Consider the following 25,938-nt stretch of genomic DNA (forward strand, 5'->3'; position numbering starts at 1 on the left):
GCGCGCTGGAATACACCTTTGCGGAGGGATTCATGCAAGAACAATCCATCGAGCTGCTGCTGGGCCGGATCGAAACCATGATCGACCTGATCCAGCGGCTGAAGGACGAGAACGCGGATCTGCGCGGCCGGAACCAGAACCTCGAGACGCAGGTCCAGGAACTGCAGCAGCAGCAGGAGCATTCGGTTACCTCCAAGGAAGAACTGGAACAGGAAAACGAGGCGCTGCGCGTCAAGCAGGACGACATCAAGGCGCGTATAGACACGATGCTGTCGCGCCTGGACGTCATCGAGTAAGTTCAGTCCCTGTTTTGTCCGCCGCAGTTCGCCTGGCGTCCGGCATGCGTTTCCTGGCCGGTTGCTCACCGGGATGGACCCATTATGGATGACGAGAAAGTCACCGTACGCGTCAACATCTGCGGGACCGAATATCCGATCCAGGCGGAAGAGGAAGCCGAATACATCCAGCGGATCGCCGCCTATGTCGACGAGCGCATGCGCGAGGTACCCGTCAGCGTGACCATGCAGTCCCTCACCAGCGTGGCGGTCCTCACGGCGATCAGGATCGCCGACGAACTGCACAAGGAACGTGAAAAACAGCAGAACCAGGTCGTATCGGAGTCCGTGCATCACGATCGGATCGCAGAGTTGATCCGGCGCATGGACGAGTTGCTGGAGCACCCGGTTCCTGAACAGGATGAAGAGAAGGAAGACCATGACCAATCTTGTTGAGGAACGGACCATGTCCGGAACAACCGTCATAATTGAAGAAGGTGGCTGCCACTATGCTTGTGACGATCAGTCTCTACGCCGGCACCGCCCTGATCATGTTTCTCTTCGGATGGTTCATTCGAAAGCGTGTCGAAAAACGTAAGACGGACAGTATGGAGCGCTTGGCAGAGAGCATCCTCACAGAGGCGGTGGAAGAAGCTGAAACGATAAAGAATACGGCAAGGATCGAAACGGAGGAGGAATCCTACCAGGCCAAGGCAAAATTCGAGCGAGAAAGCAACCAGACCCGCCAGGACTTCCAGCGCGTCGAAAAGCGGATCGCGATCAGGGAGCAGAACCTGGAGCGCAAGGCCGACTACGTGGCCAAGCGCGAAAAAGGCATTCAGAAGCACCTCCAGTCGCTGCAGGAACGGGACGAGAAACTGGTGGAGTCCGAAGAGCGGCTAGATCAGCTGATCAAGCGGCAGACCGAACAACTCGAGCAGTCCGCCGGCATGACGACGGAGGAGGCGAGAAAGTCGCTGCTCAGCAACATCGACGCCCGGATACGCGCCGAAGCCGGCCAGCAAGCCCGCAGCATCATCGAAGAAGCCCGCCAGAACGCGGAGGTCGAAGCCCGGGAAATCATCACGCACGCGATGCAGAAGTACACGCTGGATCACGTGACGGAAACGACGACGTCGGTCATATCCCTGCCCGATAATGAAATGAAGGGACGCATCATCGGGCGCGACGGACGCAACATCCAGGCGTTCGAAATGTCCACGGGGATCGACGTTATCGTCGACGACACCCCCAATGCCGTCGTCCTCTCCGGTTTCAACCCCATGCGCCGCGAAATCGCGAAGCTCTCCATGGAGAAGCTGATCCAGGACGGGAGAATCCATCCCGGATTCATCGAGCAGGTCGTCACCAAAACCCAGGAAGAAATCAGCGATCTGATTCAGGATACGGGCGAGCAGGTGCTCTTCGACCTGGGCATTACCGGCGTCCGTCCCGAGCTGGCTATGCTGCTCGGGCAACTGAAGTACCGGATGACCGGCGGACAGAACGCGCTGCATCACTGCCGCGAAGTGGCCGAACTGGCGGGGATCATGGCGCAGGAACTGGACCTGGACGTGACCCTGGCCCGGCGCTGCGGACTGCTCCATGACATCGGCAAGGCCGTGGAAGGCGGTCCGGAAGGCGCGCACGGAGAGCTGGGTAGATCGGTCGCGGAGAAGTATGGAGAACCGCCCGAAGTGCTGGAGTGCATCGACGCCATCCACGACAATATGGAAGAAGTCAGCCCCATGGCCGTAGTGGTCCGAACCGCCGACAGCCTCTCCATGTCCAGGCCGGGCGCGCTCCGGGAACCGCTGGAAAAGTACGTCCGCCGCCTACGGGAGATGGAACGGTTGGTGAGTTCCTTCGACGGCGTATCCAGGGCCTTCGTCATGAAGGCGGGGAAAGAAGTGCGGGTCATGATCGATCACGAGGAAGTCGACGACCTCCGCGCGGTCCAGCTCGCAACGGAAATCGCCCGAAAGATCCAGGTCCGGATGGAATACTCGGGCCAGATCAAGGTAACGGTCATCCGGCAGACCCGGGCGGTCGAAATCGCCAGGTAGGGGTGTGGCTGGCTCAGCGGTATTGACGGCAGCGCGGTATGGCCGATAAAGCGGCGTTGCAGGTAGTGCGACATGGCCGGTAAAGCGGCGGTGCCGGAACAGGCAAGGGAGGAAGGCCAGGCTTGGTGCACGAGAGCGACAACGGCGTTCTGACCGTTACCGAACTGACCGCGGGGATCAAGACGCTCCTCGAAGAATCGTTTCCCTACGTATCGGTATCCGGTGAAATCTCCAACTACAAGCGGCACTCGTCCGGCCATGCCTACTTCTCGCTGAAAGACGACCGCAGCCAGCTGCGGTGCGTCATGTGGCGGTCGGCGAACCGCAAACTGACCTTCGAACCCGAAGACGGCATGGAAGTGCTGGCCCGGGGTGCCCTTTCCGTCTACGACGTGCAGGGACAGTACCAGCTCGTCGCCCAGCAACTGAAGCCCGTGGGCGCGGGCGCGCTCCAGGCGGCCTTCGAGCGGCTCAAGGCCCGGCTCGAGAGTGAGGGCCTGTTCCGCGAGGAACACAAGCAGGCGCTGCCTTCCTTCCCGGAACGGGTGGGTGTGGTCACCTCCGCGTCCGGCGCTGCGATCCGGGACATCATCCAGGTCCTGCGCCGTCGCGCGCCGTGGGTCTCGATCATTCTCCGGCCGACGCCCGTGCAGGGTGAAGGCGCCGCTGCGGAGATCGCGGCCGCCATCGAAGAAATGAACGACTACGGCGAGTTGGACGTGCTGATCGTCGGCCGGGGAGGCGGATCGGTGGAGGACCTGTGGGCGTTCAACGAAGAGGCGGTGGTCCGGGCGGTTTTCCAGTCCCGAATCCCGGTAGTCTCCGCCGTGGGACACGAAACGGACTACACGCTGACCGACTTCGCGGCCGATGTCCGGGCGCCCACGCCGTCGGGCGCGGCCGAAATCGTCGTCCGCGACCTGCGGGAGTTGAAGGAGCGGTCGGAGGCCGTGCTGAGACGGCTCTGCGGCAGCATGACGGGGTATCTGGACCGGTCCCGCCAGCGCGTCGCCACGGCGCTGACCAGTTACGGACTCAGGCGGCCCGTGGACCAGATCGGCCAGTTCGCCCAGTTCACCGATGAACTGACCCGCCGCCTGGCCGACCGGTGCTTCCACGACCACGAAACACGCGTCCAGCTTGTCGGCGGACTGGCCGGACGGCTCCAGGCCCTTAGCCCGCTCTCGGTCCTGGAACGCGGATACGCCGTATGCCAGCGCGCGTCGGACGGGCGCATCGTCCGCGACGCCGATGAACTCAGCGTCGACGACCGCGTGAATGTACGCCTGCGCAAAGGCGAAGCGCTCTGCCGGGTCGAGCACCTGCATGACGGGGCGGAACCCTCCGGGGCCTCCGCCCACGGGAAACGGCGCGAGGAAGCGCCGGCCAATTTCGGCCTGTTCGATGAATCGGATACCTCCGAACCGGCCTGACCGACGGGATACCAAGGATGAACGAGAAGGAAAAACCGACTTTCGAGGAGGCGCTTAAACGCCTCGAGCACATCGTCGAACGCATGGAACAGGGCGATCTCCCGCTGGATGAATCACTCGCCCTCTTCCAGGAGGGCATCGAACTCTCCCGGATCTGCACCCGGCAGCTGAACGCGGCGGACGAACACGTGCGCAAGCTGGTACGCGTGGAGAACGGCCGGTTCGTCATCGAGCCCTTCGAACCGGAATCGCCACCCAGCCAGGGCAACGACCTGCAGTTCTAGATTCCGGCGACCCCCATCGAGCGTTCCGACAGGGCCGCACCAAATGAATGGCGTCGTATATGACCGATACCCCGGGCAAGCAGGACTTCCTCGACGCGCTGGCCGTGCGCAAGGAATGGGTGCGCGAGTACCTGGCGCAGGACCGCCGCAGTGTCCTGTTCGTACCGGAAGACATACACGACGGGGTGTTCAGCTACCTGAAGACGTCCGGCAAGGTGCTCCGTCCGTGCGTGCTCTACTTCTCCTGTGGTGCCGTGGGCGGCCGGGAGCAGGCCGCAACGCCCGCGGCGGTCGCGGTGGAACTGTTCCACACCTGGACCATCGTGCATGACGACATCATGGACCGGGACGCGCTGCGCCGCGGCACGCCCACCGTCCACGAGGAGTTCCGGAGGCGGGCGCTGGCCGGCGGGGCTTTCGACGAAAGGGAAGCCGCCCATTACGGCCTGTCCATCGGGATCATGACCGGAGAGGTCCAGCACGGGTGGGCCACCGGGCTCCTGACCGAACTGTACGACGCGGACGCGGACAACTGCGAGGTGGTGATCGAACTCATCCGCTACCTGGAGACGGAAGTCCTCCTTTCCCTCGTCGGCGGACAGGCGCTGGACATTCAGTACGCCAAGGCACCCATGGACAGCCTGGACGAAGCGTCCGTGATCGACATGTTCTGGCGTAAAACCGGCGCGCTCTACGCCTTCGCGGGCGCGGCCGGCGCGATGATCGGCCTGAATACGCCGGACCGGAACCACCCCATGGTGCGCGCGATTTCATCGTTCACCGGGCAATGCGGCGTGGCCTTCCAGCTGCAGGACGACATCCTGGGCCTCACGGCCGACGAGGCCACGCTGGGGAAACCGGTGTGCTCCGACCTCCGGGAAGGGAAGCGCACGCTGCTGCTCGTCCACACCTATCAAAAAGCTACAGCCGCCGAGCGGCGGTTTCTGCTGGACGTCGTCGGAAAACCGGGGGCTACCGACGAGCAGATCGCGGAAGTACGCGACCTCATCCTGTCCTACGGCGGTCTCGACCACGCCCGGACGCTTATGGAACGCCGCGTGGCAGATGCCATTCGAAATCTCGACGCGATTCCCGACTCTTCTTATAAGGGATATCTGGTCAACTGGGCGGAGTACCTGATCGGAAGGACCTTCTGATGCATCGCGTGGGCATCATCGCCAATCCGGCCCGGCCCGTCGTCACCGGCCTGATACCGGAGCTTGTTCGACTGATCTCGTCTCGGTCCGGAACGCCGACGCTCGCGGCCGACCTGGCGGCCACGGTCGTCGAGGAGGAAGCCCGCAGGTCGTGCGTGGTCGTGGATTCGGACGAACGCGCCGTGGAGGGAGTCGACTGGGTCATCGCCATCGGCGGGGACGGCACCCTGCTCAAGACCGCGCGGCTGGTGGGCGCTTCCGGCACGCCCATTCTCGGCGTCAATTCCGGAAAGCTCGGTTTCATGATGCAGACGACGCCCGGCGATCTGGACGACGCCCTGGGACGCGTCTTCGAGGGGCGGTACACGCTGGACAAGCGGCTGGTCCTGCAGGGACGGATCGCCAACGGGGCGCTGTCGGACGCAGCCGGCGCGTTTTCGGCGCTGAACGACATCGTGATCGACAAGGGCGCGATCTGCCGGGTCATCGAACTGGGCATCTATGTAAATGACGAATACGTAAACGACGTCATGGCCGACGGGCTGATCGTGTCGACTCCGACCGGTTCCACGGCCTATTCACTGGCGGCGGGAGGCCCGATTCTGGCGCCCGACATGGAAGCGATGGTCGTGTCGCCCATCTGTCCGCATACACTTTCCAACCGCGCCATGGTACTCGCCGCCCGGGACCGCGTCCGGATCGAAGTCCGTGCGGATCATCCCGATCTCCTGCTTACCGTGGACGGCCAGGAGAACGTGGTCATCCAGCCTGGCAGTACCGTCGAGCTTTACCGGGCGGACCACACCATACACCTGATCCGGTTCACGGATCGTTCCTTTTACGATGTCCTGCGCACGAAGCTGAAATGGGGGGAACGCTGAACCACCCGGTCCGCATGGTCCCGGACGCACCTGCCCGCTCCCGGCCTTGCTCGACCGGTATCGTTTGGTCCCGCCGTTCTTGTTGTAGCCTATGCTCGCGAACTTGAGAGTCAGAAACTACGCGCTCCTGGACGAGGTGGACATCGAGTTCACTCCCGGATTGAACGTGCTCACGGGTGAAACCGGCTCCGGGAAGTCCATCCTGATCGGCGCGCTGGGACTCATTCTCGGCGGCCGGGCCGCGTCGGATACCATTCGGGGCGGTGCACGGACCGCGATCGTCGAGGGGCTGTTCGAAGGGGAGCGCGACCCGCACCTGCGGGACCTGCTTTCGGAGATCGGCGTGGCCCCGGAGGAGGATGGGCTGATTGTCCGTCGGGAGGTCAGCCGCGACGGGCGCAACCGGTGCACCATAAACGGCAGCCTGGTCACCGTTTCCGTCCTCAGGAAACTGGGCGTCCTGCTGGTTGACCTGCACGGACAGCACGATCACCAGACGCTGCTGAACCCGCGGACGCACCGGGACTTCCTTGACGGTTTCGAGGACGTGCGAACGCCGAAGCAACGCGTCGCGGAAGCCTACCGCCGGTTCACTGAACGGTCGGAGGCCCTGCGGCAACTGGAGGAAGAACTCGCCGCCACCCGGGAACGGGAGGAACTCCACCGCTTCCAGCTCGACGAACTCGACCAGGCGGACCTTTCGCCGGGGGAGGACGAGGAACTGGAAAGGGAACGGGCCGTCCTTGAGCACGCGGAGCAGTTGATCCGGGTCGCTTCCGAGGCTTCCGAGGCGCTTTCCGAAGGAGAGGACGCGTTCGTTGACGGACTGGTCCGTGTCATCCGCGCGCTGGAGGAAGCGGAACGTATCGACCCCTCTCTGGGCGAGGCCCTTGAAAGCGTGCGCACCGCGCGATACCAGCTCGACGACTGCACCGATTTCCTGCGTCGTTACCGCGACCGCGTCGAATATGACCCGGCGCGCCTGGAAGAGGTGCTGGACCGGCTGGATCTCATCGGACGGCTCAAGCGGAAATACGGTGCCACGATCGAGGAGGTCGCGGGCCACCGCAACCGGATCGCCGGAGAACTGGAGCGGATGGACACGGCCGACGAGCGGCGGAACCACCTTCGCGTGGAGGTGGAAGCAGCACGGCAGGAACTGGCCGAAAGGGCGAAGGCCCTGTCGGACCGGCGTAAACAGGTTGCCCACAAGCTGGAAGGCCGGGTGGTGGCGGAACTGGCCGAACTGGGCATGGAGAAGACCGGTTTCCAGGTGGGGATCGAGTGGCAGGAGTCCGATGATGGACCTGTGCGGATCGACGGGCGCAGCTACCGCGTGGACGGCCACGGGATGGACCGGATCGAGTTCCTGATATCACCCAATGCGGGAGAGACCCTGAAACCGCTGGCGAGCATCGCTTCCGGCGGCGAGATCTCCCGCGTCATGTTGGCGCTGAAAGTGATCCTGGCCGAATCCGACCGCATGCCGACGCTGATATTCGACGAGTTGGACATCGGGATCGGCGGCCGCATTGCCGAATCGGTCGGCCACCGCCTGAAGTTGCTTTCCCGGGACCACCAGGTGCTGTGCATCACCCATCTTCATCAGGTGGCCTGCTGGGGTCGTACGCATTTCACTGTGCACAAGCAGTCGGCCCGCGGCCGGTCGATCACGCTGGTAGATCACCTGGACGAGGACGGCCGGGTCAGGGAGATCGCGCGCATGCTGGCCGGAGAAACGGTGGACGCCATGGCCCTATCCCATGCCCGCGAGATGCTCCGGCGCACGGCGGCCGCGTGAACTACCCCATCCCGCGAAGGGCGGCGGCATGAGTCCGCGAAGGGCGGCGGCATGAGTCCGGATTCCGGAGGGAACGGTAGAACGGGACGGTTCTGGACGCCGCCCAACGTGCTGTCCCTTTCACGCATCGCCGCCGTTCCTTTCATCTACTGGAGTTTCGCCGGGGATGTACTCGTTGCCCTGTATTTACTCGTCGGGTGGGCTTTTCTGACGGACGCGGCCGACGGTTACCTGGCGCGCCGCTTCCGCTGGTCATCCAGATGGGGGCTCGTACTCGACCCGCTGGCCGACAAGATCCTGGTCGGCAGCCTGTCGGTCTTCCTGGTCCTGTTCCGGGAATTCCCTCTGTGGGCGGCCGCGCTGATCATCGCCCGCGACCTGTCCATTCTGACTGCGGGCGCGTATCTGTATCTCAAGCCCGGGAACGTGGTCCTGCCGGCCGACCGGGTCGGCAAGCTGACCACCCTGGCCATGGGCGTCGCACTGGTCCTCTACGTGGTGGAGTGGCAGCCGTACGGAACGTGGGCTCTCTGGGCGGCCCTCTGCTGCGTGGTCGGATCGGGTCTGCACTACATACTGGAATTCACGCGGCGGGAAAGATCGGTCACATGAATCGAGGGGCATCGAAATGGGTGGTCACCGGTTGGCATCACCTGTCGTTCGAGCGGCCGGAAGACTGGAGCATCGGCGCGGTATCGGGCGATTTTTCGACGGGCTATCTTCGGCTCGACGATGCGGAGATGCCCCGTTTCGAGCTGAGATGGGAGCGCACGCGCGGCCAGGAATCGGCCGATCAGGTGGTCGCGAGATACCTCAGGAACCTCACCGGGAAGGGCGGGAGGGGCGGAAAGAAGGCGCCGCCCGTCAAGGTCCGGCGCGACCTGGCGCTCATCAAGGACGAGACCGTACTGGCGGACCGCACCGTGGAGGGGTTTCACTGGCGGACGGAAGGACCCGAGCCCCTGCAGGCCTACGGCTGCCTGTGGATGTGCGAAATCTGCGGTCGCACGGTCTTCGCCCAGGTCCTCGGACGCGGGGGAGAGTCCATGATGACCCGGGCCTCGAGACTGCTGAATACTCTGGACGACCACGCGCGCGGCGACACCGCCACCTGGGCCGTATACGGACTGCGTATCGAGCTGCCGGCCGACTGCGTCCTGAAGCACCACTCCTTCATGACGGGCCGTATCGAGTTGACTTTCCAGCGCGGCAACGCCAGATTGGAACTGTTAAGGATGAGCCTTGCCGAAATGCACATGGAGGGCCGGACGTTCCCGGACTGGTTCCAGGACACCTATGGCAGCGAAATCGACGTCTGGATCGACGACGCCGGTCTCACGGGCGGCCACCCGTCCATCGGCGGGACGGGCCAGGGCGTTGATCCCGAGTCGGTTCACAACCACATGGCGTGGCTGCCGTGGCGGCGACCGCGCAAAAAACCATTGAGTTGTCGCGGCTGGCATTGTATCGATGGCAATAGGATATACGTGCTGCGCCACCTGGACGAATCACACCGGCCCGAGTTCCTGGACGAAATAGCCGGTACGGTGGTCTGCCACTGATCTCGCGGGAAGGGTGAGACCGCGTCCATGACCGGGAACTTTCACGAGGGTCGTCACCATGCCGTTGTTTCGAAAGAAGCCGCCCCCGCTGCCCCGAAGGGAGTTATTGCGCGCAAAGCCGGTTCGCAACGAGAAGCTGACCTGCGAGGAGAACTCCGACGGGGAGATCGTGCTGGGCATCCCGAGGCGCAAGACCTGGTGGATCAACACCATGTCCCGGATGTTTTACGTGCCGAGCCGGCGGACGGTGGTGCTGGACCGGATCGGTTCGTTCCTCTGGGGATTGTGTGACGGGCAGAATACGGTGGACCATGTCATATCGACGATCCGGACCGAATACAAGCTGGAACGCAAGGAAGCGGAGGTCTCCACGCTGACCTACCTGAAACAACTCACGGAGAAGGGGTTGATCGGACTGGCCGTGGCAAACAGAAAAGGAGAAAGGAACGCATGACGACGGAATCGGCCGCGACGGCCGGCACGACGGAGAAACAGATTTCGCTGCCCCTGTCCAAGGCGATCGAGATCAGTTTCCGCAGCCTGAGGATCCGGTTCTGGCGGTCGCTGATCACGATCGGAGGCATCTTCTTCGGCATCGCCTTTCTCATGTCCATCCTGACCAGCGCCTCCATCAACGAAGCGCTCGTGGAAGGTGGTTCCCCTCAGGTCCGGGCGTTGCTGGAACAAAAGGGCGCGGACGGCGATTCGGCGACTCAGCAGGTATGGCTAGTTTCCCTCTCTCTGCTCGTGTGCGTCGTCGGCATCACCAACGCCATGTTGATGTCGGTAACCGAAAGGTACCGTGAAATCGGAACCATGAAGTGCCTGGGGGCACTGGACAAGTTCATCATTCAACTTTTCGTGCTGGAGTCCACCTTCCAGGGATTGGTCGGATCGGTAGGCGGGGTCATCATGGGCTGCCTGTTCATGCTGGTCTCGATGATGACCTCCTATGGATGGGATCCCCTGGTGCTATTCCCGGTACTGGATGTGGTCCAGAGCGGCCTGTATTCGCTGGGGGCCGGGCTGGGTCTTGCCATCATCGGGGCGCTGTACCCCGCGTACAGGGCATCCCAGATGCCGCCGGCCGACGCCATGCGCACGGAAGTCTGACGAGGGACTACCGGCGTACGAGGAGTACCACCGGAACACTTTCCTGGAGATGGAATCAATCTGGAAAGTCGACCTGAAAGGGGCGGGAAATGACTGAAGAACAGACCGCGGTAATGGACGCGCCGGATACCGAAACCCAGAACATTGTGCGCACGCGCGGGGTCAAGCGGGTGTACCAGATGGGCAAGCTCTCCCTGGAGGCGCTCAAGGGCATCGACATGGAGGTCCAGCGCGGGGAGTACATCTCCATCATGGGCCCGTCGGGCTCGGGCAAGTCTACCCTGTTCAACATGATCGGCGCGCTGGACAAGCCCACGGAGGGTAAGGTCTACATCGACGAGGTCGACGTCGCCCAGCTGGACGCCTACGAACTCGCCTGGCTTCGGTGCCGCAAGATCGGCTACATCTTTCAGACCTTCAACCTGATCCCGGTCATGACCGCCCTGGAGAACGTTACCCTGCCGATGATTTTCGCAGGACTGGCGACGGACGAGGCCATCGACAAGGGCGTCGACCTGCTTACACTGGTGGGGCTCGGTGAACGGGTCCAGCACAAGCCGCTGGAACTGTCCGGCGGGCAGCAGCAGCGCGTCGCCGTAGCCCGCGCACTGGCCAACGATCCGGCCATCGTCCTCGCGGACGAGCCCACGGGTAACCTGGACCGGAAAACGGGACGGGAGATCATCGAGCTGTTGCGGGAACTGAACCAGGAAAAGCAGGTGACGATCATTTCGGCGACCCACGATCTGAAGATGCTGGACGTTTCAGACCGCATCCTGTGGGTGCAGGACGGCAGGATCACCAAGAACCAGCGTCGTGACGAGCTGGATCTGGACCTGGGCCAGATCGGCGCCGAAGAAGAATAATACGGATTTCTGGTGGGAATGAATTCAGGTGTTCAGGGTGGCTGACACGCGCCTCGGATTCGTCAGGCGACGCCGGCTCCGCAGCACTTCTTGTACTTCTTCCCGCTGCCGCAGGGACAGGGCGCGTTGCGGCCGATTTTCTGCTCGACCTTGACCGGACGGGACGGGTCCCTGTCGGAATGGCCGCCGCGACGTCCGGACCGCCTGGACCGTCCTGACCGCCCGAGTTGCTGGACGTCGGCATCCGCGTCGGATTCTTCGGTGGCCGCGCCGGCCATGCCGGCCATGGCCGGGGCTTCCTGGTGAATCGCCCGCATGTTGGTCGGAGTTTCCTGGCGGGGCATGCGCGTTTCGGCCAGTTCGGCGTTGAAGACGGTCTTGACGATCTCCTCGTCCAGCCGGTCCCACAACTCCTCGAACATGGCGTAGGCTTCCTTCTTGTACTGGATCAGCGGATCCAGCTGGCCGTAGGCACGCAGGCCGATGCCCTCCCGCATCCGGTCGATCTCGTACAGGTGCTCCTGCCAGGCGTTGTCGATGACGTGCAGGGTGGCAAAGCGCTCCAGGTCGCGCATCAGTTCCGGCGAAGGCGCCAGGGCCGCTTCCTTCCGCTCGTAGGACTCGAGCATCTTCTCGTTGGCCAGTTCCACCAGTGATTCCACGTTCAGATCCGCCATTTCCTCTTCGGCCACGGCCACGGCCACGTGGAAGTTCCGGGCCAGGTCGCCGCTCAGACCGTCCAGGTCCCAGTCCTCGGGATAGGTCTTGGGATCGGTATATTCCGCCACCTTCCGTTCCGCCACACCTCGGATCATCTCGTTGACATCTTCCCTGAGGTTCTTGCGCTCCAGGGCGTGCAGGCGGCGGTCGTACACGGCTTCGCGCTGCTGGTTCATGACGTTGTCGTATTCGAGCACGTGCTTCCGCATGTCGAAATGCTGGGCCTCCACCCGCTTCTGGGCGCGTTCGATGGACCGGGTCACCATGGAGTGCTCGATCACTTCTCCGTCCGGAATTTTCAGGCGGTCCATGACGGAGGCGATGCGCTCGGAGCCGAAGAGCCGCATCAGGTCGTCCTCGAGCGAGAGGTAGAATCGCGACGAACCCGGATCTCCCTGGCGTCCGGAGCGACCCCGGAGCTGGCGATCGATGCGCCGGGCTTCGTGGCGTTCGGTCCCGATGATGTGGAGGCCGCCGAGATCGACTACGCCCGTACCGAGCTTGATGTCGGTGCCCCGGCCCGCCATGTTCGTAGCGATGGTCACCGAGCCGGGCTGGCCGGCTTTCGCGATAATCTCGGACTCCTGCTGGTGGAACTTGGCGTTCAGCACGTTGTGCTTGATGCCCCGGCGCTTCAGCATGCGGCTCAGCGTTTCCGAGGCGTCGACGGAGGTGGTCCCGATCAGGATGGGCTGGCGCTTCCCGTTCAATTCCTCGATCTCATCGATGACCGCGTTATACTTCTCGCGACGGGTGCGGAAGACCACGTCGTCGTGGTCGGTGCGCCGGATCGGTTGATTGGTCGGAATCTCCACCACGTCCATCTTGTATATCGCGAAGAACTCGCTCGCTTCCGTCACGGCCGTGCCGGTCATGCCCGCCAGCTTCTCGTACATGCGGAAGTAATTCTGTATGGTGATGGACGCGACCGTGCGCGTTTCCTGCTCGATCTTCACGCCTTCCTTGGCTTCGATGGCCTGGTGCAGGCCCTCGGCCAGCCGCCTGCCGTACATCAGCCGGCCCGTGAAGGTGTCGACCAGAACGACCTTCCCGTTCTCGATAACGTAATCGATGTCCTTTTCGTAGATCGCGTAGGCCTGGAGCAGCTGGTGCATGTTGTGGATGCGTTCGCTGCGTTCGGAGTACAGTTTCTCCAGCTCGGCCTTCCGTTCGTTCTTTTGCTCATCGGTAAGACCCGCGTCGGAGTCGATTTCCACGATGCCTTCGCCGAGATCGGGAATGATGAAGAGTTCCTGCTCGCCCGGTGAAAGAAGTTCCCGGCCCTTCTCGTTGATTTCGGTATGGCGGGTCTTCTCGTCGACTGTAAAGTAGAGCTCGTCGTCCAGCACGGGCATCTTCTTTTCCCGGATGTAGTCCCCCTCCACCTGCTGGATCAGCTTCTTTATGCCGGGTTCCTGCTGCAGTTTCAGGAGTTTCTTGTTCTTCGGCATGCCCCGCTGTGCCTGCAGCAGCTTGATCCCGGCTTCGTAGTCGTCCTCCTCGTTGTCCAGCATCGCTTCCGCATCCGCGATGATCTTCGCCGCGAAGCGGGTCTGGGCGCGCACGAGCTTCTGCACGTCTGGCAGGGACTCGGCGTATTTACCGCTGTTCGACTCGCTCACCTGTCCCGCGATGATGAGAGGCGTGCGGGCTTCGTCGATCAGGATGGAATCCACCTCGTCTACGATCGCGTAAGGGTGGCCCTGTTGCACGCGGTCCTCCAGGCGCCACTTCATGTTGTCCCGGAGGTAGTCGAATCCGAATTCGTTGGTGGTCCCGTAGGTCACGTCCGCCTGGTAGCCGGCTTTCTTCCGCTCCACGTCGGGATCGTTGTTCTGCAAGCACTCGACCGTGAGCCCGAGAAACTCGAAGACCGGTCCCATCCAGGCCCGGTCGCGCTTGGCGAGGAACTCGTTGTGCGTCACCAGGTGGGCGCCGCGGCCGGTCAGTCCGTTGAGATACATGGGGAAAAGGGCTACGAGCGTCTTGCCCTCACCGGTTGCCATCTCGGCGATCTTGCCTTCGTGGAGCACGATCCCGCCGATGATCTGCACGTCGTAGGGCGTCATGTCCCACACCATGTCGCCCTGGCCGGGGACAAACCACGACCTGCCGATCATGCGCCTGCAGGCTTCCTTGACCAGGCCATAGGCTTCCGGAAGGATGTCGTCCAGGTCCTCACCGTCTTCCCAACGGGCCCGGAACTCCCGCGTTTTCTCGGGGAACTGGGCTTCGTCAAGCGTCTGGTATTCGTCGGCCCATTCATTGACGGCCTCGACGAGCGGTTCCATCCGCTTGACGTCCCGGTCGTGCTTGGTCCCGAAAGCGCTGGCGATCAGGTTTTTGATCGGGGTGATCATGGTCTCTGGTCCTTGGTTCGGCGCCCCGCGGGCGCGCGCTGGCCGGAAGCTGGTCCGGTCTAGCCCAGGCTCGACGGCCGTATTCTCCAACCATGAAACTTAAGGGAGCGGCCGGATGGGGACAACCCTTTTCTTCGAATCGGAACGGTCGGATCGGGCCTTCTGCCGCCCATGAAAAAACCCCGGCGGGCAGGCGTGCGCGCCGGGGTTGCGTGCGGTTTTCGAACGGCAGGACATGCCCCTGTCAGTCGTCGTCTCTGAGGTAGGGGCTGAGCTTGCCGCTGCGGGTCGCGTGACGCAAACGCTGCAGCGCCCGTTCCTTGATCTGGCGGATCCGTTCCCGCGTCAGGCCGAAACGAATGCCGATCTCCTCGAGCGTGTGGGCCCTTTCCGAACCCACGCCGAAGTACAGTCGGATCACTTCCGCCTCGCGGGGCGGAAGGGTGTCCAGCACCTTGCCGACGTCCGACTTCAGAAACTGCAGCATGGTGCTCTCGTCCGGCGCCGTCTGCATTTCATCGGGCAGCAGGTCGAGCAGGCTGCGGTCGTCGTCGTGATTGAAGGGTACGTCCAGGGAAATGCAGTGGCTGAACGAACTGAGAGCCTCGTTGATCTCTTCGACCGAAATATCCATTTCCTCGGCGATTTCATCGATATCGGGCTTGCGGCCGAGTTCGTGCTGCAAATGCTTCGAGGTCTGTTTGATGCGGCGTAGTTCTTCGGAGCGGTTGACGGGTACGCGAACGGTCCTCGACTGGTTGGCGATGGACTGTATGATGGCCTGGCGTATCCACCAGACGGCATAGGAGATGAACTTGTAACCCCTGGTTTCGTCGAATTTCTTGGCGGCCCGCATGAGGCCCATGTTGCCCTCGTTGATCATGTCCAGCAGGGGCAGGCCGTAGTTCTGGTACTGACGGGCCACGCTGACGACGAACCTGAGATTGGCCTTCACCAGCTTGTCCAGCGCATTCTGGTCGCCCTGCTTGATCAGACGGGCCAGCCGCACTTCCTCCTCGGCCGTGATCAAGGGATACTTCGACATTTCGGCCAGATAGCGGTACAGCGCCTGCTCGTACCTGGCCCCGTTTCCATAGGATTCCTGGTATGATGTGCCGATCTTGCCTCACCTCCCCCTCGCGACATGCGCAATGCGCTTCTGTCCCGTCCGCTCCGGCCTATGCGGGCCCGTTTCCCGTTATCCCGTGATCGAATGTGGTGTGAACGGTGTGCTGAACGATGCGTGCCATACGGGGTCCTGTAAAAGCTGTCCAGAATATGCGAACGGCATAGACGCCATCGTCAGACAGACGGAAAGGACAATACAGCGGGTGCGCGTTCGAAATCGATAATTGCGTCGTTGCTTAAGCCAGTGGGAACCGGGATGGACCGCCGTCGAATGCGACCGCGATCCAACATGCAAGGTCCATACGGACCATCGACAAGGACTGGCCCGGACGAACGGTCCCAGTGTGAGTAAATTATACCGAAACGCCCGTCAAGTCAAGTGTTTTCCCTTTAAGATTGACAGGTGAAGGGCCGGTGGATAGATTGGGCACGCTCAAAACCGGACGCCGACCCCACGAATGGAGATCCTTCCCGCGAAGGAAACAGGAGCGGATGGCCGCGGAATCGAAGACCCGGCGTATTGCCGTCGTGAACAGGAAAGACGTGGTGGACGCCGTAGGCGAAGGTCTCCGCGGCGATATCCTCGACCTGGGCATCGGGGGCGTCGAGGGCGTTCGGCACGTCCGCCTCTACGCGCTCCACGGCGCCCTGTCGACCGCCGAACTGGACCGGATCACCACCGGTCTGCTCGCCGATCCGGTCACCCAGGAACATCTCGAAATCGCCGAAACGGGCCTGCCTGTCGTCCCCGGAGAGTGGGGCGTGGAAGTGTGGTTCAGGCCCGGAGTGACCGACGCCGTGGGCGAAACGGCACTGAAAGGCAGCCGCGACCTGGGCGTCGCGGGGATTGAATCGGTGGACACCGGGCGAGGCTACATCCTTGCGGGTTCGCTCATCCGGTCGCAGGTCGACACCATTTGCCGTCGGCTGCTGGCCAACGACGTGATCGAAAGATACGCGTGTTACGAAGGGGGACAATGACCTTCGAGTCCGACGACACCGTCGAGACCTTCTCCCTGCTGAAGGCGACCGACGATGAAATGACGCAGCTGAGCCGGGACGGCATGCTGGCGCTCAACCTGGAGGAAATGCGGTCGATCCGGCAACATTTCAGCGTGCTGGGCCGCGACCCGACGGACGTGGAAATGGAGACGCTCGCCCAGACCTGGTCCGAGCACTGCAAGCACAAGGTCTTCAACGGGGTCATCGACTACGTATCGGGCCGGAAGACGGAGCGTATCGACAACCTCTTCGCCCGCACCATCAGGAAGGCGACCGAAGACATCCGCCAGGCCCAGGGGCCGAAGGACCGATGTGTATCCGTGTTCGTCGACAACGCCGGGATCATCGAATTCGACGACGACTATCATCTCGTCTTCAAGGTAGAAACGCATAACCATCCCTCGGCGCTGGATCCCTACGGCGGCGCCAACACGGGCATCGGCGGGGTCATCCGCGATCCGCTCGGGACGGGCCTGGGCGGCAAGCCCATTTTCAACACGGACGTCTTCTGCTTCGCGCCGCCCGACTTCCCCTATGAGGATCTGCCGGAAGGCGTATTGCACCCGAAACGCGTCTTCAAGGGCGTCGTGGCCGGCGTCCGGGATTACGGCAACCGCATGGGCATACCGACCGTCAACGGGGCCATCCTGTTCGACGAGCGGTACCTGGGCAACCCGCTGGTCTACTGCGGCACGGCGGCCATCATACCGGTCGACCGTTGCGAGAAATCGGCCAAACCGGGCGATCTCGTCGTCACCATCGGCGGGCGGACGGGCCGAGACGGGATCCACGGGGCCACGTTCTCGTCCATCGAACTGACCGACGCTTCGGAATCCACCGCCACGCAGGCCGTTCAAATCGGGAATCCCATCGAGGAGAAGAAGATCCTCGACGTCCTGATGCAGGCGCGGGACCGCGGGCTCTACCGGAACATCACCGACTGCGGCGCCGGCGGGTTCTCATCGGCCATCGGCGAAATGGGAGAGGATACGGGCGCGGAAGTGCACCTGGAGAAGGCGCCCTTGAAATACGGCGGCCTGAAACCGTGGGAGATCTTTCTCTCGGAATCCCAGGAACGCATGATTCTGGCCGTTCCCCCCGAGCACATCGAGTCCTTAAGGGACCTCTGCGCGAGCGAGGATGTCGAGGCCTCGGTGATCGGCGAATTCACCGGCGACCGGCGGCTCAGGGTCACCCACAAGCCCGATGCGGGAGAAAGCCGGATCACCGTCGCGGACCTGGATATGGAGTTCCTGCACAAAGGGGTGCCGCGCATCGTCCGGACGGCCCGGTGGGATCCTCCGGACCATCCCGAGCCTCCCGTGGCCGGCCGCCCCGGTCCCGCGCAGAGCCTGGTCCGGCTGCTGTCGTCCTGGAACGTGGCGAGCAAGGAGTGGGTCGTCCGCCAGTACGATCACGAGGTACAGGGCGGAAGCGTGCTGAAACCGCTGCAGGGCGCTCGCAACGACGGTCCGGGCGACGCCGCTATCGTGCGTCCCGTGCTCTCGTCGGACCGGGGCGTCATCGTCGCAAACGGCATCAACCCCGCCTATGGCGACGTAGATCCGTACTGGATGGCGGCATCGGCCATCGACGAGGCCCTGCGCCAGATCACTTGCGTCGGAGGCCGTATCGACCGGACCGCGCTGCTGGACAACTTCTGCTGGGGCAACCCGGACAAACCGGACCGCCTCGCCGCGCTGGTCCGCGCGGCCAAGGCCTGTTACGACGTCGCGGTAGCCTACGGCACGCCTTTCATCTCGGGGAAGGACAGTTTTTATAACGAGTTCTCCGACGGCGAACGGACCATCGCCATCCCGCCCACGCTGCTCATTTCAGCCATCTGCGTGATGGACGATGTCCGCAAAGCGGTCAGCATGGACGTCAAGTCGCCCGGAAACAGCATTTACGTCGTGGGACGCACGGGCGACGAACTGGGCGGTTCCCGGTACTACCGCATGCTCGGATACATCGGCCGGAACGTGCCGACCGTGGACGCCGCCGCCGGGAGCGGGACCATGAACCGGTTGCACGGGGCCATCTCGCAAGGCCTCGTGGCCGCCTGCCACGACTGCTCCGAGGGCGGCCTTGCCGTGGCCGCGGCGGAAATGGCCTTCGCGGGTGGATACGGCATGGCCCTGGACTTAAGCGCCCTGCCCCGGGACCCGGAATCGGACCGTGACGACACCGTCCTCTTTTCCGAGTCGAACAGCCGCTTCGTGGTGGAGGTGCCCGGTGGCCGGGAAGCCGAATTCGAAGCCCAATTGGAAGGAAGCCCATTCGGCCGCGTGGGGACCGTGACCGGGGAGGACCGCTTCCTCGTGCGCGGACTGGGCGGCGATGAGATCGTTTCTACGGAACTGTCCATATTGAAGGAAGCATGGCAGCGGCCCCTGCGGTGGTGATGCCGCGAGGGAGGCCGTACGGGGGCTCGATGGCTGGCGACCCGTCCGGCAGCGTCCCGGCGAACGTCGGCCCAACCGGTGGCGTCGCGTCCAGCGGCCGTCCTCCATGCCGTTCCTATATGACCCTGGAGCATCCATGTCCAAAGTCTCGGTCCTGATACTGCGCGCCGCGGGGATCAACTGCGACGAGGAAACGGCCCACGCCTTCCGCCTCGCCGGCGCGGAGCGGGTGGATCCCGTCCACATCAATGCCTTCATCCAGGGGCGCCGCCGCCTGTCCGAGTACGACGTGCTGGTCCTGTCCGGCGGGTTTTCCTACGGCGACGATCTCTCCGGAGGCAAAGTGCTCGCCAACGAGATGCAGTGCAAGCTGATGGAGGACGTGGAATCGTTCATCGGGGCAGGCAAACTCATCCTCGGCATCTGCAACGGATTCCAGGTGCTGGTCAAGATGGGGCTGCTTCCCCAGACGGAAACGGGTGGCAGGCGGCAGGAAGCAACGGTGTTCTACAACGACTCCGGCAAGTTCGAGTGCCGCTGGGTCTACCTGCGCAGGAACCCCGGCAGTCCCTGCGTCTTCACCCGGGACATGCCGGAGACTATTTACATACCGGTCGCGAACGGGGAAGGCAAGGTCATGCTGGCGTCCGAGGATGTGCGGCTTCGGCTGGGGCCGGGCGGCCACATCGCATTGCAGTACGTCAACCCGCCCTGGGTGGATGTAGGGGCGGCCACGAGTGAGGTGATCGGGGCGGCCGCCCTGGAGGCAACGGCTGAGACGGCCTATCCCTGGAGTCCCAACGGCTCGGTGGACGCCATTGCCGGGATCTGCGACGCCACGGGACGGATCTTCGGGCTCATGCCTCATCCGGAGCGTTATACCCACCCGACCCATCATCCCCGGTGGACCCGGGAGGGAGGCAGGGAGCCGGACGGCCTGCATATCTTCCGGAACGCCGTGAACTATGTCCGCGGGGTCCTGTAGCTGCCGAAGGGAGCGCGCTTAAATGAGCTTCCCTCCGTTCACCCGAGCCATCGAACGCCGCATGTACGTGATCGGGATCCTCCTGGTCCCCGTCGCGCTCTTCGTGCTGCTCAGTCTCGTAACCCACGCCGAAACCGACTACCCCAATTCGAGCCGGAGTCCGGGTGAAGTCACCAACCTGGGCGGTCTGCCCGGCGCCCTGGTATCTCACGGCGTGATGCTCGCCCTGGGATACGGGGGATACGTCGTCCCCGTCCTCATTGGATTGCTGGCATGGAACCGGATCCGGGGGCAGCACCCGGTGAGACTGTGCGTGCAAGCCGCCTGGCTCCTGGTGCTCGTATTAGCCGGGGTTTCCACGGGGAGCCTGATACCGGTGCTTCCCGAGACCCTCAGGTTCAGGATCGGCGGCGTGCTGGGGTTCTACCTGGGCGGTCGGATGGCGGGTGCGCTGGGTGTGGACTGGTCTCTGGTACTGGGCGGCGCCTTATTTCTGGTTGTCCTGGTGGCCATGTTGTATTGGACTGTCAGGCGCCGTGCACGCCGGCAGGTCAAATCCAGCTCCTGAACCAGCGAGGTCCACCCATGGCCTCGACCGGACCAAACCAGAGCAATGTCTATGAAGCAATGTGCCGTAATTCTGTTCATACTCGCCGCATCTCCGGCGATCGTTGCGGATCCGGTTGACCAACGTACCTTCGAGCCTGGTGCTGTTCCGTTGGCGCTCAGAATTTCCGAAAGCCTACAGGAAGCGCTTTCGACTGGATTGCCGGATGACCACATGAAAGTGTGGATCTACCTGGCGGATAAGGGGGACGCCAACGGTACAGGATACGCCCTGGCCGTGGCTGCGGCGGAAGACCGACTGACCCCACGCACACGGCGCAGACTCGCGGTCAGAGGGAATCGTCCTGCTGGATGGGAAGACATCCCGATCCACACACCCTATGTAAACCGGATCGCGGAGTCGGGCGGACTGATCCACCATATGTCCCGCTGGCACAACGCGGTAAGCGTATCGGGCGATGCGAAGGTGATTCAAAGCCTTGCAGAACTGCCCTTCGTCCTGAGGATAGAAGCGGTCGACCGCCTGCGACGTCCGCGACCTGTTTTACCGCGCCCGTCCGTGTCGCAGGAGACAACACCGAGTCATCGTCGGACCCTGGCCAATCGATTCGATTATGGACCGTCTTTCGTCCAATTGAACCAGTTGCAGATACCTGCGTTGCACGATATCGGCTTGTCGGGCCAGGGCGTGTTGGTGGCGTTGTTCGACACGGGATTCAGCCTGCAGCACGTGGCCTTCGACAGCCTGCGAACCCGGGTGGAGGCACAGCGCGATTTCGTGGAGGATCACTTGGGAATGGCGGGATCCCCTTACGATTTGCATGGCACCCAGGTGCTCGCGGCAATTGGTGGGTTTGCGCCGGGTAAACTGGTCGGACCGGCCTTCGGCGCCCGTTACCTCCTCGCGAGTACGGAGGCCGTTACCTTCGAGGACGAGATAGAGGAGGACTGGTGGATTGCCGCGCTGGAGTGGGCCGACAGCCTCGGCGTGGACGTAATCAGTAGTTCACTCGGCTACATCGACTGGTATGCCTTTGAAGACATGGACGGCAAATCCGCCATGATTTCCCGGGCGGCTTCCATGGCGGCGGACCGCGGCATCGTAGTTGTGAGCGCCATGGGCAACTTAGGCGGCCAGCCCTACGAGAAGATGAGCGCTCCCGCTGACGCGGAGAAGGTGATATCCGTTGGCGCTGTCGACGCCTCAGGTAATCGGTGGGCATCTTCGTCTATTGGACCTACGTACGACGGACGTATAAAGCCGGACGTGATGGCCATGGGCCAAGGCGTCTACACAGTGCAGCCGTTTTCCGCCCAGTCCTATGCCCGCACCAACGGCACATCTTTTTCCACGCCCCTGGTGGCCGGGGTCGTCGCGCTACTGCTGGAGGCCTACCCCCACTGGACCCCTGAAAAAGTGCAAAAGGTTCTTCACCAGACGGCTAGCCAGACCGCCGCCCCGGATACCCTGTACGGGTACGGCATCGTCCAGGCTGCCGATGCCCTGATGACCGAGTCGCGAGGAACCGTGCGGTCATTCACTGCCGAAAGCGGACCGAGTGGTGTGTTCCTCTCCTGGACTGCAGGGTTGGAAATCAACCTGCGGTCCTACCGGATCGAACGCAGGGACTATCCCGATGGAACATTCGAAGTGCTGGCCTCGGTACCGGTAACCCGGTCCGGGGAAGCTCCCCCGGGCTCGAACGCTTACGACTATACGGATACGGCCGCGCAACCGGGAACATCCTACGAGTACCGGTTGCAGCCCATGGGCCGCGCGGGGCTGGCGTTGACGGCGGAACCGGTCGTGATTCGCATCGACTACGAGTCCGGCGCGTCCGGTGAACTGGCGGCGGTCCTCTATCCGAACGCGCCGAATCCCTTCGCCGGTAGAACGGATATTCGCTTTGAACTGACGGAATCTACTACGGTCAACTTGACGATCTACGATCTGCTAGGAAGGCGAGTACGGGTCCTGGCGGACCGGATGTATGGACCTGGCCGTTACGCCCTGCCCTGGAACGGCATGGACGGCGACGGCCGCGCCGTACCCAGCGGCGTGTACCTGTACCGCATGACCGCGGGCGGAATCGAGCAGAGTGGCAAGATGCTGCTGCTGCGTTAGGGGCGGCGCGCTGCCGCTTCAGGGGCGGCGTGAATCGGGGTCGCGTCATGCGGTTTCAGGCTGGCCGAAGCACCGTTACGGCACGTCGAAATGCGGTGAAGGCAGTCCGGTGATCTTCGATAAAGAGGTTGACATCCAGGAAGGTTCTGGTTTATATAGCCTTAGCGACTAACGGTACAGGTTTCCGGTCGTGCATGACGGATACAAGTCAGCGCAAACAAAGCTACTTACGCCATTCATTCGCAAGGGGGTTGGACATCATGGTCACCGTGACGGACGTTGCCGCCGACAAGATCAAAACCATGATCGAGGACCAGGAAAATCCGGATCTCGGACTGCGCGTCATGATCTCCGGTGGTGGGTGTTCCGGTTTTCAGTACAAGCTTGCTTTCGACAAGAACGCGACCGACAACGACCAGATTATCGAGCAGAACGGCATCAAGGTTTTCGTCGACAACAAGAGCGCCATCTACCTGATGGGTGCGGAACTGGACTATGTGGAAGGGCTGATGGGCGCCGGGTTCAAGGTCAGCAATCCCAATGCCAAGGGCACCTGCGGCTGCGGCGAGTCGTTTTACGTATAGGTCCGAAAGGCGCGGGATCGGTCCCGCGCATCCCGGACAGCTCGGACAGCCCAGGTAGTCCGTAAACGCGGATCGAGCACTTTGGCTGCGGAAACCGATATCCCCCGTGACGCGCTGACCGGTATCCGACACGTCATCGCCGTGGCCAGCGGCAAGGGCGGCGTGGGCAAGTCGACGGTAAGCGTCAACCTGTCCCTCGCCCTCGCGGAAGCCGGCCATGCGGTGGGCCTGCTCGACGCGGATATTTACGGCCCGAACGTGCCCCAGATGATGGGCGTTTCCGGGTCCCTCGAGAAAGATCCTTCCGGCAGCATCCAACCCGTTGTAAATCATGGTATCCGGCTGGTCTCCGTCGGTTTCGTCGCGGGGCCGTCTGACGCGGTGATCTACCGGGGCCCCCTGGTCGGCAAGATGGTGAAGAGTTTCCTCGGGAACGTTTCATGGGGGGAACTGGACTACCTGGTGGTCGATCTGCCGCCCGGCACCGGCGACGCGTCGCTGACCCTAGCCCAGTCGGTCGAACTCACCGGGGCCGTCATCGTCACGACCCCCCAGCAGGTCGCCCTGTCTGACGTGCGCAAGGCGATTGCCATGTTCCAGCGGTTGCGGGTCCCCGTCCTGGGCATCGTCGAAAACATGAGTTATTTTCTTAACGCCGCGACGGGTGAACGGACCCACATCTTCGGCCGGGGCGGCGGCGGTGCGTTGGCCGATGAACTGGGCCTGCCCTTTCTGGGTGAGATTCCCCTCTCGCCGGCCGTCTGCGCGGGAGGAGACGCAGGAAAACCCATCTTCCTCGAGCCCGGGAACACCGTCGAAACTGCGGCGTTCAAGGGTGTCCGGGCGGCCGTCGAGGCCGAGATCGAGAACCAGCCGGCGCCATTGCCCGGTCCGGTCCGGACCTGATGCTGCGGCTTCCCCGGACCGTCTACGAAGGCATGGCCGCCCATGCCGTGGCGGAGTATCCAAAGGAGTGCTGCGGGTTCCTGACCGGTATGGGCGATCCGGGCGATCCGGGCGATCCGGGCGATCCGGGCGATCCGGGCGATCCGGGCGACCTCGCCGACCCCGCCAACCCGACGGAACCTTTCGACTCGGTCGACTCGGTAGACCCGGCATCCTGGCAGGTGCACCGGTGCAGGAACATCCAGGACGAGCTGCACGCGAAAGACCCGGCGGAACATCCCCGGGATGCCCGCACCGCGTACGCATTCAGCCGGGAGGACATGGAGCGGCTGTTCTTCGGGAAGTTCGACCCTCCGGGTGCGCGGGTCCAGGGATTCTATCATTCCCATCCGGACGCGCCGGCCTATTTCTCGGAGAAGGACCGGATGGACGCTCTGACCGGCTGGCTGGACCCGGAACCCGGTTACCTGGTCCTTTCCGTCACGAGGGGCGTCGTAAGCGATATCAAGATGTTCCGTTGGGTGGACGATAAGACGGGTTTCGAGGAGTTGCCCGTGGAACTGGTCTGATACTTTAGTGGAGATGTGCGCATGAAAGAAGTTTTCGACGAGGTCGTGAACGTCCTGTCGCGAGGTGAGAAGGCGGCGCTTTCCACCATCGTGTCGAGCAAGGGATCGCTGCCGATGAGCAAGAAGGCGAAAATGCTCGTCAAGGGCGACGGTTCGTTCACCGGCACGGTGGGCGGCGGCTGCCTGGAAGCCGACGTGTGGGCCGAGGCCCGCGAAGTCATGGACCGCTCCGCTCCCAGGTTGCAGCACTTCATCCTGACCGAGAAGCACGCCGGCGATGAGGGATTGAACTGCGGCGGCAACGTGGAGATCTTCACGGAGCCGATCCGGACGGGCCCCATGCAGGAGATCTTCGAGGCGATCCGCGGGCTTCACGACGCGCGGCGCATCGGACTCCTGGCCACGCTGGTGTCGGGCCGGGCCGGAACGGAAGCCGGCAAGATGCTGATCACGGATGCCGGCGAGACCGTCGGCACGCTCGGAGACCCCGTCCTGGACGACCGGATCCGGCTGGATTCGGATCTGGAAATCACTGAGAACCTGTTGCGGGTGGTCACGTTGGAGCACGAAGGCGTGGAGACCCGGATCTTCCTGGAGTCCATCTGGCCTGCGCCGCAGCTGTTCCTTTTCGGCGGCGGCCATGTCGCCAGGGCCATTGCCCGGATCGCCGATACCGTCGGGTTCCGCATCATCGTAGTAGACGACCGGCCGGCCTTCGCGAACCACGAGCGGTTCCCCGAAGCCGACGAGGTGGTCGTGGACGCCTTCGACGAGGTCGTGGGCAAGCTGCCCATCGACGGCTCGTCCTACCTGGTCGCGGTGACCCGCGGACACCAGTGGGACCAGCCCGTCATCGAGCAGGCGGTTTGGACCGGCGCCGCCTACGTCGGCATGATCGGCAGTCGGCGCAAGATCGCCCTGATGTGGAAGAACCTGGAGAAAAAAGGCGTGCCCCGGCACCTGCTCGACCAGGTGCACGCGCCGATCGGCAAGGAAATCGGCGCCGATACCCCCGAAGAGATCGCCGTCAGTATCATGGCCGAGTTGATCGAATTCCGGCGGTCCGGCGGAAAGCCGGCCCACCTGGTTTCCACGGTGAAGGACGCGGCCGGTACGGCGGGTGCGGGCTGACGAACGTGCCGCGCGCTA

General features: G+C 63.1%; 24 protein-coding genes. 22 read left to right on the forward strand and 2 right to left on the reverse strand.

Translation table 11 applies throughout. The features are described from left to right. Positions 1 to 32: 32 nt before the first annotated feature. The 13 genes from zapB to OXH56_04755 all read left to right on the forward strand — a co-directional run bounded on the left by zapB (position 33) and on the right by OXH56_04755 (position 11,438). Positions 33 to 296 carry a cell division protein ZapB gene (gene zapB, locus OXH56_04695; GenBank protein MCY3554600.1) on the forward strand — a complete coding sequence of 88 codons (264 nt, stop codon included), beginning with the start codon at positions 33 to 35 and terminating at the stop codon, positions 294 to 296. 84 nt (positions 297 to 380) lie between these two features. Then, complete coding sequence (locus OXH56_04700; GenBank protein ID MCY3554601.1) at positions 381 to 731, forward strand: cell division protein ZapA; 351 nt, start codon at positions 381 to 383, stop codon at positions 729 to 731. 53 nt (positions 732 to 784) lie between these two features. Then, the gene (gene rny, locus OXH56_04705) at positions 785 to 2,341 is read left to right on the forward strand and encodes a ribonuclease Y (GenBank protein ID MCY3554602.1); all 1,557 of its coding nucleotides are present in this window, start codon (positions 785 to 787) and stop codon (positions 2,339 to 2,341) included. Positions 2,342 to 2,466: 125 nt separating this feature from the next. After that, entirely contained in the window at positions 2,467 to 3,774 is a 1,308-nt protein-coding gene (xseA, locus tag OXH56_04710) for an exodeoxyribonuclease VII large subunit (GenBank protein MCY3554603.1), read from the forward strand. A gap of 17 nt (positions 3,775 to 3,791) precedes the next feature. Then, positions 3,792 to 4,058, forward strand: coding sequence for an exodeoxyribonuclease VII small subunit (gene xseB, locus OXH56_04715; GenBank protein MCY3554604.1), 267 nt, complete (start codon positions 3,792 to 3,794; stop codon positions 4,056 to 4,058). A 59-nt stretch (positions 4,059 to 4,117) separates the two neighbouring features. After that, positions 4,118 to 5,215, forward strand: coding sequence for a polyprenyl synthetase family protein (locus OXH56_04720; GenBank protein ID MCY3554605.1), 1,098 nt, complete (start codon positions 4,118 to 4,120; stop codon positions 5,213 to 5,215). Beyond that, the gene (locus tag OXH56_04725; protein ID MCY3554606.1) at positions 5,215 to 6,096 is read left to right on the forward strand and encodes an NAD(+)/NADH kinase; all 882 of its coding nucleotides are present in this window, start codon (positions 5,215 to 5,217) and stop codon (positions 6,094 to 6,096) included. The genes OXH56_04720 and OXH56_04725 overlap by 1 nt, the downstream gene beginning before the upstream one ends. Before the next feature lie 103 nt (positions 6,097 to 6,199). Beyond that, positions 6,200 to 7,897 (forward strand): DNA repair protein RecN, encoded by a 1,698-nt coding sequence (gene recN, locus OXH56_04730; GenBank protein ID MCY3554607.1) that lies wholly within the window; start codon positions 6,200 to 6,202, stop codon positions 7,895 to 7,897. Between the two features lie 51 nt (positions 7,898 to 7,948). Next, positions 7,949 to 8,509: a CDP-alcohol phosphatidyltransferase family protein gene (locus OXH56_04735; protein MCY3554608.1), complete on the forward strand. Its 561-nt coding sequence runs from the start codon at positions 7,949 to 7,951 to the stop codon at positions 8,507 to 8,509. Further along, positions 8,506 to 9,459: a hypothetical protein gene (locus OXH56_04740; protein ID MCY3554609.1), complete on the forward strand. Its 954-nt coding sequence runs from the start codon at positions 8,506 to 8,508 to the stop codon at positions 9,457 to 9,459. Before OXH56_04735 ends, OXH56_04740 begins: the two co-directional genes overlap by 4 nt. A 58-nt stretch (positions 9,460 to 9,517) precedes the next feature. After that, on the forward strand, positions 9,518 to 9,913 hold the full coding sequence (locus OXH56_04745) for a PqqD family protein (protein ID MCY3554610.1): 396 nt from the start codon (positions 9,518 to 9,520) through the stop codon (positions 9,911 to 9,913). After that, the gene (locus OXH56_04750) at positions 9,910 to 10,572 is read left to right on the forward strand and encodes an ABC transporter permease (protein ID MCY3554611.1); all 663 of its coding nucleotides are present in this window, start codon (positions 9,910 to 9,912) and stop codon (positions 10,570 to 10,572) included. The genes OXH56_04745 and OXH56_04750 overlap by 4 nt, the downstream gene beginning before the upstream one ends. 89 nt (positions 10,573 to 10,661) lie before the next feature. Beyond that, on the forward strand, positions 10,662 to 11,438 hold the full coding sequence (locus OXH56_04755; GenBank protein ID MCY3554612.1) for an ABC transporter ATP-binding protein: 777 nt from the start codon (positions 10,662 to 10,664) through the stop codon (positions 11,436 to 11,438). 62 nt (positions 11,439 to 11,500) lie between these two features. On the opposite strand, the gene secA is transcribed toward OXH56_04755, so the two are convergent. Continuing rightward, positions 11,501 to 14,518, reverse strand: coding sequence for a preprotein translocase subunit SecA (secA, locus tag OXH56_04760; GenBank protein ID MCY3554613.1), 3,018 nt, complete (start codon positions 14,516 to 14,518; stop codon positions 11,501 to 11,503). A gap of 244 nt (positions 14,519 to 14,762) precedes the next feature. Then, a complete protein-coding gene (locus OXH56_04765; GenBank protein MCY3554614.1) occupies positions 14,763 to 15,563 on the reverse strand; it encodes an RNA polymerase sigma factor RpoD/SigA in 801 nt (266 codons plus the stop codon). 575 nt (positions 15,564 to 16,138) lie between these two features. On the opposite strand from OXH56_04765, the gene OXH56_04770 reads away from it, so the two are divergent. The 9 genes from OXH56_04770 (at position 16,139) to OXH56_04810 (ending at position 25,920) form a co-directional block, all read left to right on the forward strand. After that, positions 16,139 to 16,627, forward strand: coding sequence for a phosphoribosylformylglycinamidine synthase subunit PurS (locus tag OXH56_04770; protein MCY3554615.1), 489 nt, complete (start codon positions 16,139 to 16,141; stop codon positions 16,625 to 16,627). Beyond that, entirely contained in the window at positions 16,624 to 19,053 is a 2,430-nt protein-coding gene (gene purL, locus OXH56_04775) for a phosphoribosylformylglycinamidine synthase subunit PurL (GenBank protein MCY3554616.1), read from the forward strand. Before OXH56_04770 ends, purL begins: the two co-directional genes overlap by 4 nt. A 136-nt stretch (positions 19,054 to 19,189) precedes the next feature. Beyond that, positions 19,190 to 20,038 carry a phosphoribosylformylglycinamidine synthase subunit PurQ gene (locus OXH56_04780; protein ID MCY3554617.1) on the forward strand — a complete coding sequence of 283 codons (849 nt, stop codon included), beginning with the start codon at positions 19,190 to 19,192 and terminating at the stop codon, positions 20,036 to 20,038. Positions 20,039 to 20,060: 22 nt separating this feature from the next. Then, positions 20,061 to 20,606 carry a DNA translocase FtsK 4TM domain-containing protein gene (locus tag OXH56_04785; protein MCY3554618.1) on the forward strand — a complete coding sequence of 182 codons (546 nt, stop codon included), beginning with the start codon at positions 20,061 to 20,063 and terminating at the stop codon, positions 20,604 to 20,606. Positions 20,607 to 20,819: 213 nt separating this feature from the next. Beyond that, positions 20,820 to 22,730 (forward strand): S8 family serine peptidase, encoded by a 1,911-nt coding sequence (locus OXH56_04790; GenBank protein MCY3554619.1) that lies wholly within the window; start codon positions 20,820 to 20,822, stop codon positions 22,728 to 22,730. Between the two features lie 260 nt (positions 22,731 to 22,990). Next, positions 22,991 to 23,314 carry an iron-sulfur cluster insertion protein ErpA gene (gene erpA, locus OXH56_04795; GenBank protein MCY3554620.1) on the forward strand — a complete coding sequence of 108 codons (324 nt, stop codon included), beginning with the start codon at positions 22,991 to 22,993 and terminating at the stop codon, positions 23,312 to 23,314. Between the two features lie 81 nt (positions 23,315 to 23,395). Then, positions 23,396 to 24,220 (forward strand): Mrp/NBP35 family ATP-binding protein, encoded by an 825-nt coding sequence (locus tag OXH56_04800; protein MCY3554621.1) that lies wholly within the window; start codon positions 23,396 to 23,398, stop codon positions 24,218 to 24,220. Beyond that, positions 24,220 to 24,789 carry a Mov34/MPN/PAD-1 family protein gene (locus OXH56_04805; protein ID MCY3554622.1) on the forward strand — a complete coding sequence of 190 codons (570 nt, stop codon included), beginning with the start codon at positions 24,220 to 24,222 and terminating at the stop codon, positions 24,787 to 24,789. Before OXH56_04800 ends, OXH56_04805 begins: the two co-directional genes overlap by 1 nt. A 21-nt stretch (positions 24,790 to 24,810) precedes the next feature. Further along, positions 24,811 to 25,920 carry an XdhC family protein gene (locus OXH56_04810; protein MCY3554623.1) on the forward strand — a complete coding sequence of 370 codons (1,110 nt, stop codon included), beginning with the start codon at positions 24,811 to 24,813 and terminating at the stop codon, positions 25,918 to 25,920. The last annotated feature ends 18 nt before the right edge of the window (positions 25,921 to 25,938 follow it).

The organism is Gemmatimonadota bacterium, assembly GCA_026702745.1.
GTDB lineage: Bacteria > JAAXHH01 > JAAXHH01 > JAAXHH01 > JAAXHH01 > JAAXHH01.

What these genes read in the sequence shown, in the direction of transcription:
- OXH56_04785 (MCY3554618.1), top strand. Translation starts at nt 20,061, where the DNA reads ATGAGCTTCCCTCCGTTCACCCGAGCCATCGAACGCCGCATGTACGTG.
- OXH56_04700 (MCY3554601.1), top strand. Translation starts at nt 381, where the DNA reads ATGGATGACGAGAAAGTCACCGTACGCGTCAACATCTGCGGGACCGAA.
- OXH56_04725 (MCY3554606.1), top strand. Translation starts at nt 5,215, where the DNA reads ATGCATCGCGTGGGCATCATCGCCAATCCGGCCCGGCCCGTCGTCACC.
- zapB (MCY3554600.1), top strand. Translation starts at nt 33, where the DNA reads ATGCAAGAACAATCCATCGAGCTGCTGCTGGGCCGGATCGAAACCATG.
- OXH56_04745 (MCY3554610.1), top strand. Translation starts at nt 9,518, where the DNA reads ATGCCGTTGTTTCGAAAGAAGCCGCCCCCGCTGCCCCGAAGGGAGTTA.
- rny (MCY3554602.1), top strand. Translation starts at nt 785, where the DNA reads ATGCTTGTGACGATCAGTCTCTACGCCGGCACCGCCCTGATCATGTTT.
- OXH56_04750 (MCY3554611.1), top strand. Translation starts at nt 9,910, where the DNA reads ATGACGACGGAATCGGCCGCGACGGCCGGCACGACGGAGAAACAGATT.
- OXH56_04755 (MCY3554612.1), top strand. Translation starts at nt 10,662, where the DNA reads ATGACTGAAGAACAGACCGCGGTAATGGACGCGCCGGATACCGAAACC.
- secA (MCY3554613.1), bottom strand. Translation starts at nt 14,518, where the DNA reads ATGATCACCCCGATCAAAAACCTGATCGCCAGCGCTTTCGGGACCAAG.
- OXH56_04735 (MCY3554608.1), top strand. Translation starts at nt 7,949, where the DNA reads ATGAGTCCGGATTCCGGAGGGAACGGTAGAACGGGACGGTTCTGGACG.
- OXH56_04810 (MCY3554623.1), top strand. Translation starts at nt 24,811, where the DNA reads ATGAAAGAAGTTTTCGACGAGGTCGTGAACGTCCTGTCGCGAGGTGAG.
- OXH56_04770 (MCY3554615.1), top strand. Translation starts at nt 16,139, where the DNA reads ATGGCCGCGGAATCGAAGACCCGGCGTATTGCCGTCGTGAACAGGAAA.
- OXH56_04805 (MCY3554622.1), top strand. Translation starts at nt 24,220, where the DNA reads ATGCTGCGGCTTCCCCGGACCGTCTACGAAGGCATGGCCGCCCATGCC.
- erpA (MCY3554620.1), top strand. Translation starts at nt 22,991, where the DNA reads ATGGTCACCGTGACGGACGTTGCCGCCGACAAGATCAAAACCATGATC.
- OXH56_04780 (MCY3554617.1), top strand. Translation starts at nt 19,190, where the DNA reads ATGTCCAAAGTCTCGGTCCTGATACTGCGCGCCGCGGGGATCAACTGC.
- purL (MCY3554616.1), top strand. Translation starts at nt 16,624, where the DNA reads ATGACCTTCGAGTCCGACGACACCGTCGAGACCTTCTCCCTGCTGAAG.
- OXH56_04765 (MCY3554614.1), bottom strand. Translation starts at nt 15,563, where the DNA reads ATGTCGAAGTATCCCTTGATCACGGCCGAGGAGGAAGTGCGGCTGGCC.
- OXH56_04720 (MCY3554605.1), top strand. Translation starts at nt 4,118, where the DNA reads ATGACCGATACCCCGGGCAAGCAGGACTTCCTCGACGCGCTGGCCGTG.
- xseB (MCY3554604.1), top strand. Translation starts at nt 3,792, where the DNA reads ATGAACGAGAAGGAAAAACCGACTTTCGAGGAGGCGCTTAAACGCCTC.
- OXH56_04740 (MCY3554609.1), top strand. Translation starts at nt 8,506, where the DNA reads ATGAATCGAGGGGCATCGAAATGGGTGGTCACCGGTTGGCATCACCTG.
- OXH56_04790 (MCY3554619.1), top strand. Translation starts at nt 20,820, where the DNA reads ATGAAAGTGTGGATCTACCTGGCGGATAAGGGGGACGCCAACGGTACA.